General features: G+C 69.8%; 22 protein-coding genes. 12 read left to right on the forward strand and 10 right to left on the reverse strand.

Features of this window, described 5'->3' with window-relative positions; translation table 11 throughout:
- Nucleotides 1-72: 72 nt before the first annotated feature.
- Complete coding sequence (locus BLW75_RS10800; protein WP_034316979.1) at nucleotides 73-738, forward strand: potassium channel family protein; 666 nt, start codon at nucleotides 73-75, stop codon at nucleotides 736-738.
- Nucleotides 738-1,394: a potassium channel family protein gene (locus BLW75_RS10805; protein WP_016332961.1), complete on the forward strand. Its 657-nt coding sequence runs from the start codon at nucleotides 738-740 to the stop codon at nucleotides 1,392-1,394. The genes BLW75_RS10800 and BLW75_RS10805 overlap by 1 nt, the downstream gene beginning before the upstream one ends.
- On the opposite strand, the gene BLW75_RS10810 is transcribed toward BLW75_RS10805, so the two are convergent.
- Entirely contained in the window at nucleotides 1,391-2,119 is a 729-nt protein-coding gene (locus BLW75_RS10810; protein ID WP_034316982.1) for a DUF3159 domain-containing protein, read from the reverse strand. The two genes, BLW75_RS10805 and BLW75_RS10810, sit on opposite strands and share 4 nt — an antisense overlap.
- A gap of 9 nt (nucleotides 2,120-2,128) precedes the next feature.
- Entirely contained in the window at nucleotides 2,129-2,509 is a 381-nt protein-coding gene (locus BLW75_RS10815; RefSeq protein WP_034316985.1) for an OB-fold nucleic acid binding domain-containing protein, read from the reverse strand.
- A 103-nt stretch (nucleotides 2,510-2,612) separates the two neighbouring features.
- Here BLW75_RS10815 and BLW75_RS10820 point away from each other — a divergent pair, with 103 nt between their 5' ends.
- A complete protein-coding gene (locus tag BLW75_RS10820) occupies nucleotides 2,613-3,320 on the forward strand; it encodes an alpha/beta fold hydrolase (protein ID WP_198935790.1) in 708 nt (235 codons plus the stop codon).
- Here the strand turns inward: BLW75_RS10820 and BLW75_RS10825 are convergent.
- Both BLW75_RS10825 and dut read right to left on the reverse strand, forming a co-directional pair.
- Nucleotides 3,317-3,970 (reverse strand): DUF3710 domain-containing protein, encoded by a 654-nt coding sequence (locus tag BLW75_RS10825; protein WP_034316988.1) that lies wholly within the window; start codon nucleotides 3,968-3,970, stop codon nucleotides 3,317-3,319. The two genes, BLW75_RS10820 and BLW75_RS10825, sit on opposite strands and share 4 nt — an antisense overlap.
- Nucleotides 3,970-4,452: a dUTP diphosphatase gene (dut, locus tag BLW75_RS10830; protein ID WP_007033571.1), complete on the reverse strand. Its 483-nt coding sequence runs from the start codon at nucleotides 4,450-4,452 to the stop codon at nucleotides 3,970-3,972. Before dut ends, BLW75_RS10825 begins: the two co-directional genes overlap by 1 nt.
- Nucleotides 4,453-4,476: 24 nt before the next feature.
- Here dut and BLW75_RS10835 point away from each other — a divergent pair, with 24 nt between their 5' ends.
- Nucleotides 4,477-4,971: a DUF3093 domain-containing protein gene (locus BLW75_RS10835; RefSeq protein ID WP_034316991.1), complete on the forward strand. Its 495-nt coding sequence runs from the start codon at nucleotides 4,477-4,479 to the stop codon at nucleotides 4,969-4,971.
- A gap of 97 nt (nucleotides 4,972-5,068) precedes the next feature.
- Here BLW75_RS10835 and BLW75_RS10840 read toward each other — a convergent pair whose 3' ends face one another.
- Nucleotides 5,069-5,377, reverse strand: a complete 309-nt coding sequence (locus BLW75_RS10840; protein WP_005164528.1) for a DUF4193 domain-containing protein — start codon at nucleotides 5,375-5,377, stop codon at nucleotides 5,069-5,071.
- A 454-nt stretch (nucleotides 5,378-5,831) separates the two neighbouring features.
- Here BLW75_RS10840 and cei point away from each other — a divergent pair, with 454 nt between their 5' ends.
- Entirely contained in the window at nucleotides 5,832-6,515 is a 684-nt protein-coding gene (cei, locus tag BLW75_RS10845; protein ID WP_034316994.1) for an envelope integrity protein Cei, read from the forward strand.
- Between the two features lie 3 nt (nucleotides 6,516-6,518).
- On the opposite strand, the gene BLW75_RS10850 is transcribed toward cei, so the two are convergent.
- Nucleotides 6,519-7,337 (reverse strand): inositol monophosphatase family protein, encoded by an 819-nt coding sequence (locus BLW75_RS10850; protein ID WP_034316996.1) that lies wholly within the window; start codon nucleotides 7,335-7,337, stop codon nucleotides 6,519-6,521.
- A gap of 67 nt (nucleotides 7,338-7,404) precedes the next feature.
- On the opposite strand from BLW75_RS10850, the gene ppgK reads away from it, so the two are divergent.
- The 3 genes from ppgK to BLW75_RS10865 all read left to right on the forward strand — a co-directional run bounded on the left by ppgK (nucleotide 7,405) and on the right by BLW75_RS10865 (nucleotide 10,425).
- Nucleotides 7,405-8,166 carry a polyphosphate--glucose phosphotransferase gene (gene ppgK / locus BLW75_RS10855; RefSeq protein WP_034316999.1) on the forward strand — a complete coding sequence of 254 codons (762 nt, stop codon included), beginning with the start codon at nucleotides 7,405-7,407 and terminating at the stop codon, nucleotides 8,164-8,166.
- Between the two features lie 245 nt (nucleotides 8,167-8,411).
- The gene (locus BLW75_RS10860; RefSeq protein WP_034317001.1) at nucleotides 8,412-9,812 is read left to right on the forward strand and encodes an RNA polymerase sigma factor; all 1,401 of its coding nucleotides are present in this window, start codon (nucleotides 8,412-8,414) and stop codon (nucleotides 9,810-9,812) included.
- 94 nt (nucleotides 9,813-9,906) lie between these two features.
- A complete protein-coding gene (locus BLW75_RS10865) occupies nucleotides 9,907-10,425 on the forward strand; it encodes a pyridoxamine 5'-phosphate oxidase family protein (protein WP_034317004.1) in 519 nt (172 codons plus the stop codon).
- 264 nt (nucleotides 10,426-10,689) lie between these two features.
- Here the strand turns inward: BLW75_RS10865 and BLW75_RS10870 are convergent, their stop codons facing one another.
- On the reverse strand, nucleotides 10,690-11,889 hold the full coding sequence (locus BLW75_RS10870) for a hypothetical protein (RefSeq protein ID WP_241783855.1): 1,200 nt from the start codon (nucleotides 11,887-11,889) through the stop codon (nucleotides 10,690-10,692).
- A 46-nt stretch (nucleotides 11,890-11,935) separates the two neighbouring features.
- Complete coding sequence (locus BLW75_RS10875) at nucleotides 11,936-12,313, reverse strand: hypothetical protein (RefSeq protein WP_034317008.1); 378 nt, start codon at nucleotides 12,311-12,313, stop codon at nucleotides 11,936-11,938.
- Nucleotides 12,314-12,375: 62 nt separating this feature from the next.
- Between BLW75_RS10875 and BLW75_RS10880 the strand changes: the two genes are divergently transcribed.
- Nucleotides 12,376-13,167, forward strand: coding sequence for a class I SAM-dependent methyltransferase (locus BLW75_RS10880; RefSeq protein WP_034317010.1), 792 nt, complete (start codon nucleotides 12,376-12,378; stop codon nucleotides 13,165-13,167).
- Nucleotides 13,164-14,354, forward strand: a complete 1,191-nt coding sequence (locus tag BLW75_RS10885; RefSeq protein WP_034317012.1) for a hypothetical protein — start codon at nucleotides 13,164-13,166, stop codon at nucleotides 14,352-14,354. Before BLW75_RS10880 ends, BLW75_RS10885 begins: the two co-directional genes overlap by 4 nt.
- Here the strand turns inward: BLW75_RS10885 and BLW75_RS10890 are convergent.
- On the reverse strand, nucleotides 14,346-14,555 hold the full coding sequence (locus BLW75_RS10890) for a hypothetical protein (protein WP_034317019.1): 210 nt from the start codon (nucleotides 14,553-14,555) through the stop codon (nucleotides 14,346-14,348). The genes BLW75_RS10885 and BLW75_RS10890 overlap by 9 nt on opposite strands.
- Nucleotides 14,552-15,139, reverse strand: a complete 588-nt coding sequence (locus tag BLW75_RS10895) for a hypothetical protein (RefSeq protein ID WP_034317324.1) — start codon at nucleotides 15,137-15,139, stop codon at nucleotides 14,552-14,554. The genes BLW75_RS10890 and BLW75_RS10895 overlap by 4 nt, the downstream gene beginning before the upstream one ends.
- Nucleotides 15,140-15,249: 110 nt before the next feature.
- Between BLW75_RS10895 and BLW75_RS10900 the strand changes: the two genes are divergently transcribed.
- Both BLW75_RS10900 and BLW75_RS10905 read left to right on the forward strand, forming a co-directional pair.
- Nucleotides 15,250-16,449: a sensor histidine kinase gene (locus tag BLW75_RS10900; protein ID WP_034317021.1), complete on the forward strand. Its 1,200-nt coding sequence runs from the start codon at nucleotides 15,250-15,252 to the stop codon at nucleotides 16,447-16,449.
- The gene (locus tag BLW75_RS10905) at nucleotides 16,446-17,108 is read left to right on the forward strand and encodes a response regulator (protein WP_034317024.1); all 663 of its coding nucleotides are present in this window, start codon (nucleotides 16,446-16,448) and stop codon (nucleotides 17,106-17,108) included. The genes BLW75_RS10900 and BLW75_RS10905 overlap by 4 nt, the downstream gene beginning before the upstream one ends.
- Nucleotides 17,109-17,120 lie beyond the last annotated feature (12 nt).

The following is a 17,120-nucleotide window of genomic DNA, read 5'->3' on the forward strand; positions in this document are numbered from 1 at the left end:
CGGTAGGTTCGGCGCTGGTGTGTCTGGGTACCTGCGGACGGGTGAAACGTCCGCTGACTAAGGAGGCAGTGCGTGCACGTGGTGATCATGGGATGCGGCCGGGTCGGCGCATCCCTTGCCGCGGCGCTGGAGCGGCTGGGGCACGACGTCGCCGTCATCGACAAGAGCAGGCAGGCGTTCCGGCGGCTCGGCAGTGATTTCCACGGTCAGCAGGTGGTCGGCGTCGGCTTCGACCGGCAGGTGCTGATCGAAGCCGGGATCGAACGCGCGGGGGCCTTCGCGGCGGTGTCCAGCGGCGACAACTCCAACATCATCTCGGCGCGGGTGGCCAGGGAGAACTTCGGCGTCGACAAGGTCGTCGCCAGGATCTACGACCACAAGCGCGCGGCGGTCTACGAACGGCTCGGCATCCCGACCGTGGCGACCGTGCCGTGGACGACCGACCGGTTCCTGCGCACCCTGCTCCCCGACGGCGTCGCCTCGGTGTGGCGGGACCCGTCCGGCAGCGTGGCGCTCCTGCAGCTCCCGCTCCACGAAGGCTGGGTCGGGCGCAGCGTGCGCGAACTGCAGGACACCACCGGCGCGCGGGTCGCGTTCATGATGCGGTTCGGCACCGCGGTGCTGCCCGACACCAAGGCCGTGATCCAGGCCGACGACGTCGTGTACGTCGCCGCGAAATCGGGCACTGTCAGCGACGTGACCACCGTCGCCGCTCGCGAACCGGAAGAGGAGAACTGATGCGGGTCGCGATTGCGGGCGCCGGCGCGGTGGGCCGGTCGATCGCCGCCGAGCTGATCGACGGGCGCCACCAGGTGATGCTCATCGAACGTGAGGCCGACCAGTTCGAGCCGCACACCGTCGAGCAGGCGGATTGGGTGCTGGGCGACGCGTGCGAGGTGTCGATCCTGGAGGAGTCCGGGATCGAGGAGTGCGACGTCGTGATCGCCGCGACCGGCGACGACAAGGCGAACCTGGTGGTGTCCCTGCTGGCGAAGACCGAGTTCGCGGTGCGGCGGGTGGTGGCGCGGGTGAACAACCCGGCCAACGAGTGGCTGTTCAACGACGCCTGGGGGGTCGACGTCGCCGTGTCGACCCCGCGGATGCTCGCGGCGATGGTCGAGGAGGCGGTGAGCGTCGGCGATCTGGTGCGGCTGATGACGTTCCGGCAGAGCCAGGCGAACCTCGTCGAACTCACCCTGCCGGAGGAGACCCCGCTGGCGGGCAAGGCGGTCAGCGAGATCAACCTGCCGCGTGACGCGGCGCTGGTGACGATCCTGCGCGGGGATCGCGTGATCGTGCCGCAGCCCGAGGATCCGCTGGAGCCGGGTGACGAGCTGCTGTTCGTGGCGACTTCGGACGTGGAACCGGAGATCCGGACCGCGCTGGGGTATTAATTCTCGACGGCGGGCGCCTGCGCGTACTTCGCGCGCAGGCGTGCTTCGACCTCTTCGTCGGTCTCTTCGCGCGGGGCCTCTTCGGCCTGCGCCTTGAGGTGCTTGTCCGACCGCCGCACCGCCCAGACGACCGTGAGCAGGCCGAGCGCGTACAGCGGGTACCCCATCGCGATCTTCGCGAAGGCCAGCCAGCCGGTGTAGTCCTCGTCGTACAGCCAGCGCTGCACGACGAACCGGGCGCCGAAGATCAGCGCCATCGCGCCGGTCGCGATCGAATACGCGATCAGTGACTTCTTGTCCTTGCGCCAGGCGTGACCGCTGCCGTTGAGCGCGTTCCACACCACACCGGCGAGCGGCCAGCGGACGACGATCGAGAGCACGAAGACGCCGCAGTAGACCAGGCTCGTCCAGATGCCGAACAGGAAGAAACCCTTGGCCGAACCGGTCCGGTAGGCGATGAACGCCGCGATCGCGACCCCGAAGAAGCCGGAGATCGCGGGCTGCAGCGGCTCCTTGCGCACGATCCGCAGCACGGTGATCGCCACCGCGCTGCCCACCGCGGCCCAGATCCCCACGGTGAGCCCGAAGATCGCGTTCGCGATCACGAACACGATGACCGGCAGCGAGGAATAGAACAGTCCGGACAGCCCGCCCATCTGTTCCAACAGGGTGGGCTGGGGCTTCTTGTCTTCGGTCTTCTCTTCGCCGCCGACGGGTTCAGTCACGATGCGGGATCAACTCACAGGGCTCTGAAGTTCGTAATAGGGGTTGTACAGCACCTTCTGACCATCACGTTCGGCCATCCGGCCGCGCACCTTGATGGTTCGCCCGGGTTCGATCCCGGGGATCCGGCGGCGTCCGAGCCAGATTAGCGTCACACCCTGTGTGCCGTCGAACAGCTCGGCCTGCAGCGTCGCCGCCTCGTTGGTCGGGCAGAGCTCCACGCTGCGGAGTCTTCCGAGCACCGTCACTTCTTGACCCGACCGGCAGTCGCAGGCTCGCTGCGCTCCGCCTGCCTCGGATTTTTCGGACAGATCGTCGGCGTCGAGATCCTCGACGTCGCTGGTCAGCTTGCGGACCAGCCGGCTGAAGTAGCCGCCGTCTTTGGCGGACATAACGGTGCTCCTGTGCTCCGGGGCCCCCGACTTGAACGGCCCGTGCGTAATCCAGCGTAACTGTGCTCGGACCAGGAGAACGGGTTTAGGGGAATATCGCAACGTGACCTCCGCTATTCCGCCTACGACGGCAGTAGTACTCCCCGGCACCGGGTCCGACGAAGTGTTCGTGCGCGCCGTGTTCGCCGGTCCCCTGCGTGCGCTCGGCATCCGGTTGATCGCCCCGCCGCCGCCTCCCGGAGACCGGCTGGCGGACGGTTATCTCGAGGAGCTGGACAGGCTGGCCCTCGAGCACGGTCCGCTGCTCGTCGGCGGCATCTCGTTCGGCGCGCACCTGTCGGCGGAGTGGGCGGCGCGCGAACCGGCCCGCTGCACCGGTCTGCTGGCCGCGCTCCCGGCCTGGAACGGCCCGGCCGGGCGAGCACCCGCGTCGCTCGCCGCGCGGCTCTCAGCGGATCTGGTGGCCGAAAACGGGGTCGACGGCGCGCTGGCGAAATCCTCCGACGGCGTCCCGGAATGGCTTTCGGCGGAACTCGGCCGCGCGTGGCGGCGGCATGGCGGCGGGCTGGCGGCGAGCCTGCGGACGGCGGCGGGGCATCCCGCCCCGTCGCTGGAGGACCTGAAGGGTCTCGACGTGCCCGCGGGGATCGGCGCCTGCGTGGACGACCCGATCCATCCGGTGGAGGTCGCCCGCGCCTGGGCGAACGCCCTGCCGCGCGCCGAGGTCGGCGAGTCAACGCTCACCGCCCTCGGCGCGGACCGGGAATCCCTGGGCAGGGCGACCGTCCTGGCCTGGCTGAAAGCTCGCTAGCCCTGCTGCTCGGCGATGTGCTGCGCGACGGCGTCGGGCAACGTGATGGTCAGCGGGGTGCGGACCGGCATCGGCGCGTCACCGCGGTCGACGATGGTGTGCCGCACGATCTCCCGCAGCACGGCGGGCGCCTGCGACGCCTGCGACTGCGGCCCGGCGATGACACCGCGGAGCATCCAGCGCGGACCGTCGACCCCGACGAACCGCAGCGCGACGTCACCGACGATCGCGGACAGCTCCAGGCCCCACTCCCCCATGCCGACCGAGACCTTGGCGCCGTCGGCGCGCAGCTGCTCGGTGAGCTCGGTGCTGACGTCCTTCCACAGCCCGCCGGAGCGCGGCGCCGCGTAACCGCTGACGGTGATCTGGCCCTGTTCGGTGACGACGTGCACCGCGCGGACACCGCCGCTCTCCGGGTCCATCTCGACCTGGACCTGGGAACCGTCGGGCACCGGCACCTTCACCGAACCGAGGTCGATCCGCGGGATGCCGTCCTCGGGCGCGTCGGCGAGGTCGAAGGGGCCGTCGGAGGTCTCCGACAGCTGCGCCTCGATCTCGTCGTCGGCGTCCTCGGCACCTGGACGCTCCACGACCTCGGGCGCGGCGTGCCGTCCGGTCGGCTTCGCGCGCTTGCGTCCGAAAATCCCCACTAGTTCTCCGTTCCTTCCCTGGCTCCGGCTCCCAGTGTGGCGTGTCCGCCCGTGGAGCCATACCCTCCCTCGCCGCGCTCGGACGGCTCGAGCTCGGCGACCTCGACGAACTCGGCCTGTTCGACCCGTTGCACGACCAGTTGCGCGATCCGGTCGCCGCGGGTGAGCACGACCTTCTCGGAGAGATCATGGTTGATCAGGCAGACGCGGATCTCACCGCGGTACCCGGAGTCGATCGTGCCCGGGGTGTTGACGACCGAGAGGCCCACGCGGGCGGCGAGACCCGAGCGCGGGTGGACGAAGCCCGCGTACCCGGGCGGCAGCGCGATCGCGACGCCCGTTCCGACGACGCCGCGCTCACCGGGCGCGAGCACGAGATCCGAGGTCGTGACGAGGTCGGCGCCGGCGTCGCCGGGGCGCGCGTAGGCGGGAAGGGGGACCGAAGGATCGATCCGGGAAAGCAGTACCTGAACGGTGGACACGGGCGGCGAGACTACCCTGAACGCGTGGGTGAAAGCGTGAACACGGCCGAAGGCGGCGCCGTCAAGCATTCAGAGCGGCTCTACGTCCCGTGGTGGGGCTGGCCGTTGCCGCTGCTGGGCGGCGGGCTGCTGGCGGCGGAGATCGACATGGGCTATCCCGGGCTGCGCGGGTGGCTGCCGTACGTGGTCCTGATCCCCGCGGTGATCGCGCTGATGATCTCGCTCGGCCGGTCCCGCGTGAAGGTGACCGGCGGCGCCGAGCCGGAGCTGTGGCTGCGCGACGCGCACCTGCCGCTCAAGTTCGTCGGCGACGTCGACGTCATCGACAAGGAAGCGAAACGCAAGGCGCTCGGCCGTGACGCCGATCCGGCGGCCTTCGTACTGCACCGGGGCTGGGTCGGCCCGGTCGTGCGGGTCTGGCTCACCGACCCCGACGACCCGACGCCGTACTGGCTGTTCAGCACCCGGCATCCCGAGAAGGTGGCCGCGCTGCTCCGCCACCCCGCCGAGAAGGCCTGAGAGGACATGGGAAAGGGGGCCGGCCATCTGGCCGGCCCCCTTTATTCCTGTTCAGATCCCGAAACCCCCTGTCGCGCCGTCCCCTGTGCCCGTAGGCTCAGGCGCAGTCGCGGCAGATGAGCCGTCCGCCACTCTCCTCGGCCAGCCTGCTGCGGTGGTGCACCAGGAAGCAGACGGAGCAGGTGAACTCGTCGGCCTGCTTGGGCACGACCTTGACGGTCAGGTCCTCGCCGGAAAGTCCGGAGAGGTCCGCGCCCGGCAGCTCGAAGTTCTCGGCGGTCGCGTCCTCGTCGACGTCCACGACGCCGGACTGGTTTTCGTTACGCCTTGCCTTCAGCTCTTCCAACGAGTCTTCGGCCAGCTCGTCGGCTTCGCTGCGGCGCGGAGCGTCGTAGTCGGTCGCCATTAGTCCCTCACCCCTGCGATGCTTTCGATGTCAGATGGCCCGGACCCGCGAGCGCGCGGCTCGTGAGTCCTTCGTGCCGCTGGTTAACGTCCCAGCGCCCCTGTTTGTGCCCGGCTGGGCAGTGAGCGAGGTCTCTCTTTTGCGCCTCTTACTACCGCCTGAGCCCGCGAAGGGTAGCTCACGCTGATACCGGCTCTGCAACGAGTCAGACATTGCCGCGATTACGTCACCCAACAGGGGGAACCCTGCTGTCAAGACGCCTGTCGTCCGAATGGGTTGCCCCCGCGTCGGGTACCTCACCGCTTGGGCTCGGCTGCTTGCCCGGAGTGGCCATCGCGTGGTGCTATCCGGAGGCCCGCGCCGATCACCTTCGCCGCAACGCATAGGCTGATCGGACACGATGGTGAGATGAAGCACCGTCCGAGGATCCGGGCTTTGGGGAAGGGACTGTCAGGTGGCGTCGGGGAACGGCATCGGGGACCGCGGGGCGAGGCCGTATCGCAAGCGCAAGCCGCTGCCCGCGCTCATCGTCATCGGGGTGATGGCGCTGGGCGCGGTCATCGTCTGGGTGAACGTCGTCGCGAGCAAATCCGACATCGACGCCAGGGTCCGCTGCGATCCGCCGCCCGTCCCGCAGGAAGGTGTCACCTACACGCCGCTGGCGCACAACGGGCTCGACGACCGAGCGCCGGTGCCGCCGGACAAGGTCGCCGTCCAGGTGCTCAACGGGTCCCAGGTCCGCGGCCAGGGCGGCATCGTCACCAGCACGCTCCGGGAACTGGGCTTCTCCCAGATCGTCGAGCCGGACGTCGACCCGGCCTACAAGAACACCGAAGCCAAGTGCCGCGGCCAGATCCGCTTCGGCGAGAACGGCGCCGCCGCGGCCCGCACGCTGAGCCTGGTGGTCCCGTGCGCCGAACTGGTCAAGGACAACCGCAAGGACGCTTCGGTCACGCTCACCACCGGCACCCTGCTCGGCGACGTCCGTCCGAAGGCGGAGGCCCGCCAGGTTCTCGACCAGCTCACGAAATGGTCGAAGGCGCAGCAGGGCAGCGGTGGCGGTGAGCAGTCGGCGGGCGGCGGTGCCCCGGTGATCGACCAGGCGCTGCTGAAGGCCGCCCGCGAAGCCCCCTGCTGACGCTCAGATAGCGCCCGCACCCGACTCGATCAGCGCCTGACGCAACGGCGCCTGGATCGACGGCGCCACCGCGAAGGTCGCGTCCGGCCCCAGCTCCATGTCCTCCCCCGGCAAGGACACCCGTGCTCCCGCCTCGGCGGCGATGAGCGCCCCGGCGGCCCAGTCCCAGTGCCCGAGGCCGTGCTCGACGTAGGCGTCCAGCCAGCCCGCCGCGACCGCGCACAGGTCGAGTGACGCGGCCCCGTTGCGCCGGACGTCCCGCACCCGGGTCGCCAGTTCCGCGACGAACCGGGCCTGCTTCGTCCGCCGTTCGACCTTGTAGGCGAACCCGGTGCCGACGAGCGTCAGGTCGAGCCGCTCCGGGGCGTTGACCGTCAGCGGCCGCCCGTCGAGGAACGCGCCCTGCCCCCGTGCGGCGGTCCAGCGGCGCCCGCTGACCGGTTCGACGACGGCGCCCGCCACCGACACCCCGCCGACCTGCGCGGCCACCGACACGGCGAACCAGGGCAGCCCGTAGAGGAAGTTCACCGTCCCGTCGATCGGGTCGACCACCCACGTCACCCCGTCCCCGGCGATCCCGCCGCCCTCCTCGCCGAGCACGGCGTCGCCGGGGCGCAGTTCGGCGAGCCGGGCGCGCACCAGCCGTTCCGACTCGTGGTCCACCGCGGTCACCACGTCGGTGTCCGCGGATTTGGTGTCCACGCGCACCACGCGGCCCGCGTTCATCCCGGTCCAGGCCTCGTGGACCAGTTCGGCGGCCTCGCCCGCGACACGCTCGGCGACACTCTTCAGCAACGTCTCGTCAACTCCCACGTCCGCCATGTCACCACATCCGGTTAAAGTCTCCGAGGCAGGCTTCTGAATCGTGCGAGAAGGGACCACGTCCGTGGTGGAGGCGACCCGAGGTTTCGGTATCGACATCGGCGGCAGCGGGATCAAGGGCGCGCTGGTCGACTTGGCGGAGGGACAGCTGATCGGCGACCGGATCCGCATCGACACGCCGAAGCCGTCGACCCCGGAGGCGGTGGCGGACGTCGTCGCCGAGATCACCGGCCAGGCGGGCTGGGACGGCCCGGTGGGCGTGACCCTGCCCGCGGTGGTCAAGAAGGGGGTCGCGCACACCGCGGCCAACATCGACCGCGCGTGGATCGGCACCGACGCCGACGCCCTGTTCGCCAAGCGCCTCGGCCGCGGCGTGGACGACATCGCGATGCTCAACGACGCGGACGCCGCCGGCATGGCCGAGATCCGCTGGGGCGACCCGGCCGCGCGGCGCGGCGTGACGGCGCTGCTGACCTTCGGCACCGGCATCGGCAGCGCGGTCTTCCAGGACGGGAAGCTCGTGCCCAACACCGAGTTCGGCCACATCGAGGTCGACGGCTTCGACGCGGAGAAGAAGGCCGCGGCGTCGGTGAAGGACAACGAGGAACTCTCGTATCCCGAATGGGCGGAACGGGTGAACAGGTATCTCTCCGTGCTGGAAAACCTGATCTGGCCGGATCTGTTCATCGTCGGCGGCGGGGTCAGCAAGAAGTCGCACAAATGGGTTCCGCTGCTGGACATCCGCACGCCGGTGATCGTCGCGTCGTTGCAGAACAACGCGGGCATCGTCGGCGCGGCGGCCGCCGCCGCGGAGGGCATCGAGCACTGACGCGCCCACGCTGACATCCGCGCCGCGGATGTCACTTCGGCGGGTCGCACGGCGTGTCGCGCCCGCCGGGTGGTGGTCCGCGCCGCGACGCTGTCACGTATCGTCGTTACAATGGAACACGGCCCACGGCGGCGGCACCCGAGAGAACGAGGGAAACCGCAGGCCGAGGGTGTTCCCCGAAGTTTGAGGCAGCCGAGACCATCACGCCTCGGCTCGTCATGATCGACCGCTGCGAAAGGGCGTAAGTGGCAGCCGCAAGAACCGCAACCCGAAGCGGGACGAAGACAGCGACCGCAGCCGGCGAGCCGGCCGACGAGGCAGCCACCGACGCGGCGAAGCCCGCGGCGCGCAAGACCGCCGCCAAGGCGGCCGGCGCGAAGAAGGCCCCGGCGAAGAAGGCTCCGGCCAAGAAACCCACCACCAAGGGCGTCAAGACCGAAGACGGCGATCCGGAAGACGGTCCGGTCGAGCTCGACGAAGCCGACCTCGAAACCCCGGACCTCTCGGACCTCGAAGAGGTCGAGGTGGACGTCGTCGACGCTACCGTCACCGAAGAGACGGAAGAGGACGCGGAGTCCGACGAGGACGTCGAAGAGACGCCCGCCCGCGGGCGCCGCACCTCGACCGACAAGAACGCCGGAAAGACCTCCGACAACCCGGACTTCGTCTGGGACGAGGAAGAGTCCGAGGCGCTGCGCCAGGCCCGCAAGGACGCCGAGCTCACCGCTTCGGCCGACTCGGTCCGCGCGTACCTCAAGCAGATCGGCAAGGTCGCCCTGCTGAACGCCGAGGAGGAGGTGGAGCTCGCCAAGCGCATCGAGGCCGGGCTCTACGCCGCCGAGCGCGTCCGCAACGCCGAGGAGGAGGGCGAGAAGCTCGTCACCCAGATGCGGCGCGACCTCAAGTGGATCGTGCGCGACGGTGAGCGGGCGAAGAACCACCTGCTGGAGGCGAACCTCCGGCTCGTGGTCTCGCTGGCCAAGCGCTACACCGGCCGCGGCATGGCGTTCCTGGACCTGATCCAGGAGGGCAACCTCGGCCTGATCCGCGCGGTCGAGAAGTTCGACTACACCAAGGGCTACAAGTTCTCCACGTACGCCACCTGGTGGATCCGTCAGGCGATCACCCGCGCGATGGCCGACCAGGCCCGCACCATCCGTATCCCGGTGCACATGGTCGAGGTCATCAACAAGCTCGGCCGTATACAGCGTGAACTCCTGCAGGACCTCGGCCGCGAGCCCACCCCCGAAGAGCTCGCGAAGGAAATGGACATCTCCCCGGAGAAGGTCCTCGAGATCCAGCAGTACGCCCGCGAGCCGATCTCGCTCGACCAGACCATCGGCGACGAGGGCGACTCGCAGCTCGGTGACTTCATCGAAGACTCCGAGGCCGTCGTCGCGGTCGACGCGGTGTCGTTCACGCTGCTGCAGGACCAGCTCCAGTCGGTGCTGCAGACGCTGTCCGAACGTGAAGCGGGGGTGGTGCGGCTGCGGTTCGGCCTCACCGACGGCCAGCCGCGCACGCTCGACGAGATCGGCCAGGTGTACGGGGTGACCCGTGAGCGCATCCGGCAGATCGAGTCGAAGACGATGTCGAAGCTGCGTCACCCGTCGCGTTCGCAGGTGCTGCGCGACTACCTGGACTGATCCCAGGGTTCACGGAAGGCCCCGTCACCGGTTTCGGTGGCGGGGTTTTTCGCGTCCGGTGTCGAATCGCGGCCCGCTCGTTCGACGCGTGGATATGACGAAACCTCACGCCACCAAGAACCTCGACCGATACGGAGCCGCGGAACTGCCGTGGAGCCGCCCGCGCGAAATCCTCGCCGAGGACACGCCCACCGCCGACCTGACCTTCTTCGTGACGACAGTCCGTCCCGACGGGCGGCCCCACTCGGCAGGCGTCGGCGCCGTCTGGGTGGACGACGCCCTGTACTTCAAGGGCGGGCCGGACACGCGCCGGTCCCGCAACCTGGCCGTGCACCCGGCGTGCGCCGTTTCGGTGCGGCTGCGGGGAATCGACCTCACGATGGAGGGCGAGGCGCACCGCGTCACCGACCCGGCGACCCTGGAGCGCGTGGCGGCGGTCTACCGGACGGGCGGCTGGCCCGCGTCGGTCGAGGGCGACGCGCTCACGGCCCCCTTCAGCGCGCCCAGCGCGGGACCGCCGCCCTGGTATCTGTACCGCTTCACCCTGCGCCGCGCGATCGGCGTGGCGGGTGCGGAGCCCCACGGCGCGACGCGCTGGGACTTCGCCCCGTGACCTCGGACGGCCAGAGCCAAAGAGTTCCCGCCGCCGGTGCGCGGGCGGCGGTTTCGCGTGACTGAACGGACGACACGCGTGATTGGACGGACGACACGACTCGCGGCGGCACCTCGGCCGCGGTCGTGTCGTCCGTCCAGTCACGCGTGTCGTCCGCCGGATCACGCGTGTCGTCCGGTCAGTCACGAGACTTGACCACTTCCGTACCGGTGCCCCCTTGCCCGCCTGAAGCAGGCGCGTCCTCGGCTGAGCCGAGTGAAGCCGTCAGGGTCGGCCGGTCAAGGTCGTCCACGGAACGTGCACGGTCACCCGCTCCCGCAGTTGCTCGTTCATCAGCCACAGTTCCCCGGTCGCCGGCCAGTACGACAGGTTCTGCGAATTCACCGGCGCGCGGCCGCTCAGCCGCGACGTCGAAGTGCCGCCGACCCCGCCGTGCAGGCACGACGGATGGTCGCCCGCCACCCCGGCGTACTCCGGGCACACGCCGGTCATCACGAAGTACCCGTTGCGCGCCACCGCTCCCTGCATGCCCCACACCGGCGACACGAAGCCTTCCTTCGCGTGCACGGTGCCATCGGCGGACACCTTCGGCAGGCCGGTCGCGCGGTCGAACGGCCACCGCAGCACCCGGCCGCCCGCCGCGTTCGGGATGTGCTCCGAGGTCACGATCGAGCCGTCACTGTGGTCGAACGACATCGTCGCGAGACACGGCCGCGTCCCGGGGGCGTTGGTGCAGCCGCCTCCGCCGGGGTACCAGTAGGCGCCGATCTGCGGCATCGCGTAGTCGTAGAACGCCGCGTGGTACTTGCCGTCCGGGCCCTTGCCGACGACGCCGGAGCTGTCGTCGACCTTCCAGAAGTGCGTGGTGTCGAAGACCCGCACCACTCCCCCGGTGGTCGCGACGAACAGCCGGTTCCCGATCCACGTCATGCCGTGGCCGTGTCCTTGCACGACGGCGAAGTTGTCGGTGGACGTCGGTTCGACGAGCAGCACGTGCCGGTATCCCAGCCCGGTAGCGTCCACAAAGGACAGACGAACCATGGTGTCGCCCGGAGTGTGCCAGGACGCCGCCACGACCCGTTTGCCGCCGACCTTCCCGGTCGCCGCGTCCGCGTCACCGGAACCGGTCAGGCCCTGGGGGATCCAGTCGTTGGTCTTGTCGTCGTTCGCGTCTTCCCAGCAGAATCCGGCCGGTTTCAGCGCCGTCGCCAGATACGTGGCGTGGCACAACGGCCGCGCCTTCCGGTTGGCCGACGCCAGGACGTCCGGCAGGCCCTTCGGCGGGAGGTGTTTCTCCAGCGCGGCGATCCGGGCGCCGTAGGTGTCGAAGGTCGAACCGGACGTCCAGCGGAAGCCGTCGACCGTGGCCGCGTCCATCTTCGGGAAGGCGGCCGCGGCCGACGCGACCCCCGGGACGAGCGCGAACACCAGCAGGAGCGCGGCGAGAAATCCCAGCCTCTTCATGCCCGCGAGCCTCCCGGGCGCGCGCATACTTTCGATACAAACCGGGTCAGGGCACTGAAAATCCGTGCTCGGCCAGGGATTCCGCGACCCGCAGCCGTTCGATCTCCCGGTCGAAACCCTCCGGGAGCCTGTCCAGCCGGTGGTCGATCTCGACCTCCCGGCAGGCTTGGACGAGCAGCGCGTCGTACGCCTGCCTGGTGCCGTACCGGCGGACGGCGGAGGCGCCGGGCGGGAGTTCCGCCAGCAGGCGGTGCACGCGGCGGAGATCGGCGGCGAGTTTCTCGATGGGCGGGCCGATCGGGGTCTCCGGTTCACGGCGGCGACGCCACCGGCGCACCACAGCGGGGACCTTCAGCGCGCACCAGAAAAGCACCGAAGGCGCCACGGCGACAACGGCGTACAGCGTGACAGGCCCGATGGCCATGACTCATGGTAATCCGCCGCGGGGCACCGGAGAATCCGCGAATCCGGGCTATATTCGCGACTGTGCTGACCGAGAGCTACCGCTACCCGGACGCCGGCGACCACGTCACCGGCGCGTTCATCCGACGGCACGAACCCTACGACGGCTACTGGACGGCCAGTGAGGACCGCGCGCTCGGCAAGGTCGCCGACGAGCTGGCCGCGATCCTCGGCCCTCGCGAAGAGGTCACGGCGCTCGACGCCGGCTGCGGCGAAGGCCGCCTTCTCCCCTGGCTCGCGCGGTTCTCCGCCGACGTCACCGCCGCGGATCCCGACCCGGACAGGCTGGCCAAGGCGCGGGAAACCACCGCCGAGGACACCGAGTTCTCGTTCACCGTCTCCCCGATCACCGAACTGGACGGCGGCCCGTACGACCTCGTGCTGTGCAGCCACGTCATCCAGCACGTGCCGACGCCGGACGTCGGGCCGATCCTGCGGCGGCTGGCCGGGATCACCGCGCCCGGCGGCGCGCTGGTGCTGGCCTACAGCCGGTCGCCGATCGGCCGGGGCGCGTTCAGCCTCGACAGCGTCGAAGCGGGCACCGAAGTCCGCTCTCGCCGCGTTTCGCGCGAAGAGTTCGACAAAGCGCTCCTCGACGGCGGCCCGGCGCTCCCGGTGCGCTACCTCGATCCCGAAGAAGTCGCCGCCGACGCGGCCGAGGCGGGCTGGCGCACCGCGTGGGAGTGGACGTACCACGTCCTCGACGATCTCGGCCCGGCCGACGAGCACATCGACCGCGACGAACTGGTCAACGCCTCCGGCCCGCTGCGCCGTCACCTCGGCCGGGACCTGATCACTCTCCTGCGCCGCGGATGACCACGCTGCTCCTCACCTTCGCCTGGGCGGTCCCGCTGTCGGAGCGGGAGGCCGAGAAGGTGCTGGACGGCGGCCGGGACCGTGGGCTGCTGGTCCATCTCGACGGGAAACTCGGCGAGGAGTGGACGGCGGCGGAGAACTTCCTGGCCAGTTACACGAAGCCGCCGCGAAGACGAGTGCTGCGCAAACGCAGGCTGTCGATCCGCGTCGGCGCGGCCGGGCTGCCGTGCGAACTCGTGGTCACCTGGCATCCCGCCTATCACGCGATGACGCTGGTCCTCGCCACCACGATCACCGGCGCGGCGGCGGACGGTCCCGCCGCGGAATTCGACCTGGCCATCGCCGTGCTGCAGAGCCTTCAGGGCCGTGAAACGGCGAACGGTGAGAAAGGGCTGCACGGCGGCTACGGCGAGAAGACGTTTCCCTCGCTCCTCAAGACCATCACCCATATCTTCGAGGACCTGACCAGGGGCTGCGGCCTCACCGAGGGCCTGAGCCGCAAGGGCTGGTGCGTCGAGCTGCGGTCCCACGACGGGCATCCGCCCGCCCAGCGGGTCGCCGCCGACCCCCGGCCGTACTACGGGCTGGCGACCAGCGACGAAGGCTGGCGGTTCGTGCCCCGCGAGGTCGCGAGGGACGCGCTCGGCCCGTCGTGGGGCACGCGCTCGTTCGTCGCCGCCTACACGATGGCGGGCGGGATCGTCTGCCTCAACAGCAAGGACTCCGAGTACGTCGAGCACCAGGACGAGCTGATGCGCGGCCCGTTCGGCGCCGCCGAACCGTACTTCGGCATCGACAGCGAGATCGGCGGGCTCGACCACGGGATGCTCTTCATCCTCGAACGCGTCCTGATCCGGATGGCACTGGCCGACCAGTGGCTGGCGTCGATGAAGAAATCCGGGAGCCGCACCCGGCTGTTGCGCGGCTCGCTCGACGACATCCTCGAGATGCTGCATTCGGTGCTGCCGCCCGAGGTCGATTCGCTGGAGCGCCGCCTGGTCACCAGCATGGGCGTGGAGCGGATCATCGCCCAGCTCGACCGCCAGGCCGAGGCGATGGACGAGGAGACCCGGTACGCCTACGAGAACACGGTGAGCGCGCGGGTCACGCGGCTCACCGTGGTCACCGTCGTCCTGACGGTCGTCACCATCGTCCTCGGCGTCCTTCAGGTGCTGGTCTCACTCTGACCGGCCGCGCTGCTTGCGGGCCCGTTCGGCGAACAGCAGTCCCACGCCCCCGGCCACCATCAGCGCGCTCACCACCACGTGCATCCCGGACGGAAGCAGGTGGAGCTGCACGAACCAGCTCGGGTTCGTGCTGCCCAGCAACCGGTTGATCAGCCCGCCCCCGCCCTGCACCAGCAGGAGGATTCCCAGTAGTTCGATCATCGTCGAGCCCCTTCCTTGACCCTCTCGTGTCTGGGGGACAGTTCCTGCCACAGCGGCCCGGTGGCGAACCAGATGGCCGTCACGACCCCCAGCCTCGGCAGCCAGCCCCACAACGGCTCGACCTGCTCGGTGTCGCCGACCATGAAGATCAGCAGGAGCAGCACCCCCGCGGCCAGCCCGCAGGCCAGCACGCATTTGAACCAGTCACGCCATTCGGCGCGCAGCTTCTCCCGGCCCGTCGGCTTGGGCGGCGGTGGCGGCCCGCCCGCGAACCGGTGGGCGAACCGGACGTCGGCCCACTTGATCATCGAATGCCCGAACACGACGCTGAAGCCCAGGTACACCGCGGCCAGGCCGTGCACGAAATTCGCCGTGGCGCCGTTGCGCAGGTCGATGACCGTCGCGACCAGCACGACGAGATCGATCACCGGGGTCAGGAGCAGCAGCACGACACTGGTCCGCTTCAGCTTGAGCAGATAGCGGGCCACGAGGCCGGCGACGATGGCGACCCAGAAACCGATCTCCCCGCCGGCGATCACGGCCGCCATCGGGTTTTCCGCGATGAAGTCCCAGATCTTGTTCACGCCGTAAGCCTCGCCGACCGCACCGGTCCTCCGCGTCGGCGTACGGCACGAGATCACCGTCATCAGTTAGTAGGACCCCGCGGCCCGTCCCGGTGTGCTGGGATGGGACGGTGCCCACGCTCGTCCCGCGCCTGAACCACCTCGCCGAATGGAAACAGGACCTCGCCATCGCCTTCGGCACCTGGGTCCTCGGCGTGCTGGTCTATCTCAGCGGGATGCACGTGCTGCTCAACGGCAAGGACGACACGCCGCTGTGGATCCGGCTGACCGAACTGACCGTGTTGTGCCTCCTGCAAGTGCTGCGCCGCAAAGTCCCCTGGGGACTGCTGTGCGGGCTCGTCGTCCTCGGCGTGGACATCGCGTTCGGTCCCTCGCTTCCGATCTTCGTCATCTTCACCGACTTCCTCTACGCGACCACGCTGTACGGCTCACGACGCGTCAGCAGGGTGATGATCGGCGTCGCCGCGGTCGGGACGCTCGGGGCGGTCTGCCTGGCGCTCCTCTTCTCCGCGCAGTGGCGAACGGCGATCCTTGTCGCGTTCGCCTTCCTACCGTTCCTGGTCACCCCGGTGTGGTGGGCGGCCAACGTCCGTCAGCAACGGGACATCGCCCACAACGAGCGGGCGAACGCGGTCCAGCTGGCCACGATCGGCGAACTGGACCGGAAGGCCGCCGTCGCGGGGGAACGCTCGAAGATGGCGCGGGATCTGCACGACGTCATCGCCGGGCATCTCTCGGCGATCGCGATCCAGTCCGAGGCCGCGCTGTCGATGGCCACCGCCGACCCGGCACTGTCCAGGAAGGTCCTGGAATCGGTACGGGAGAACAGTGTGAGCGCGCTGGACGAGATGCGCGCGATGATCGGGCTGTTGCGCGCGGATCCGTCCACCGGGGACAGCGAGATCGAACCGACCGCGCCCGCCCGGCTGGCCGAACTGTCCAAACTGGTCGAGTCCGCGCGGGCGAGCGGGCTGGAGGTCGAGATCGGTTCCACCCCCGGCCAGTCCTCCCACCTGCCCGCCGCGGTCGACCTGACCGCGTACCGGATCGCGCAGGAGGCGCTCACCAACGCGGCCAAGCACGCCGCGGGTGGCCGGGCCGTGCTCGACATCCGCGCCGACGGAGGCATACTCACCGTCGAGGTGCGCAACGATCTTCGTCCCGGCTCCGGCTCGGGTGACGACGGCGGGACCGGACTCGGCCTGCTGAACATGCGGGAACGCGCCGCCGCGGTGGGCGGCACTCTCGCCGCCGGGCCGTCCGGCGGTGGCTGGCTGGTCCGTGCCGAACTGCCTCTGGAGGGGTCTTGAGCGACGGGAACATCAAGGTGCTGGTCGCCGACGACCACGGCGCCATCCGTGCCGGGTTGATGATGATCCTCGGCAACGCCGAGGGCATCGAGGTGGTCGGCGAAGCGGCGGACGGCGCCACCGCCGTCCGGCAGGCGAAGGCGCTGAAACCGGACGTCGTGCTGATGGACGTGCGCATGCCCGGCGTCGACGGCATCGCGGCCACGCGGGAGCTGACCGCGGAGGGACTGTGCGAAGTCCTCGTGCTGACGACGTTCGATCTCGACGAGTACGTCCACGCCGCGCTGCGGGCGGGCGCGGCCGGGTTCCTGCTGAAGTCGGTCGAAGCGTCGCGGCTGATCGAGGCGGTGAAACTGGTCGCGGCGGGTGAAGGAGTGCTCGCCCCGCAGGTCACGCGGAAGCTGATCGCCGCCTTCGCCGCGGGGACCCGCGAGCCTTCCCTGGCCCCCGACGGGCTCGAAGACCTGACCGAACGCGAGCGCGAAGTGCTGGCGTGCCTGGGCGGCGGCCTGTCCAACGCGCAGATCGGGACCCGCCTGCACATCGGCGAGACCACGGTGAAAACGCATGTTTCCCGCGTGCTGACGAAGCTGGAACTACGGTCGCGGGTGCAGGCGGCGATCCTCGCCCAGGAGAACGGCGTCGTCCTGGAGGGGTGAACTCCCACCGAT

Source organism: Amycolatopsis lurida, from assembly GCF_900105055.1.
Lineage (GTDB): Bacteria > Actinomycetota > Actinomycetes > Mycobacteriales > Pseudonocardiaceae > Amycolatopsis > Amycolatopsis lurida.